Source organism: Modestobacter sp. VKM Ac-2978 (assembly GCF_026968025.1).
Classification (GTDB): domain Bacteria; phylum Actinomycetota; class Actinomycetes; order Mycobacteriales; family Geodermatophilaceae; genus Modestobacter.
This window is the reverse complement of sequence record NZ_JAPVBP010000019.1, coordinates 1-390: the sequence shown is the minus strand read 5'-3', so window position 1 is coordinate 390 and position 390 is coordinate 1. Positions and strand designations below refer to the sequence as shown.

General features: G+C 66.9%; 1 protein-coding gene. It reads right to left on the bottom strand.

Annotation, left to right across the window (positions count from 1 at the left end):
• On the bottom strand, nt 1-390 hold a 390-nt coding region (locus O2W53_RS23790), incomplete at both ends, for a sigma-70 family RNA polymerase sigma factor (RefSeq protein WP_269165528.1).

Genomic DNA, 390 nt, shown 5'->3' with positions numbered 1-390 from the left:
ACCGAGCTGGCTGTCGCCCTCATCGCCGATGGTCTGGTCCAGGCTGATCGGCTCCCGGGCGTACTGCTGGATCTCCAGCACCTTCTCCGGGGTGATGTCCATCTCCTTGGCCAGCTCCTCCGGCGTGGGCTCGCGGCCCAGGTCCTGGAGCAGCTCGCGCTGGATGCGGCCGAGCTTGTTGATGACCTCGACCATGTGCACCGGGATGCGGATGGTGCGGGCCTGGTCGGCCATCGCGCGGGTGATCGCCTGCCGGATCCACCAGGTCGCGTACGTGGAGAACTTGTAGCCCTTGGTGTAGTCGAACTTCTCCACCGCGCGGATCAGCCCGAGGTTGCCCTCCTGGATCAGGTCCAGGAACGCCATCCCGCGGCCGGTGTAGCGCTTGGC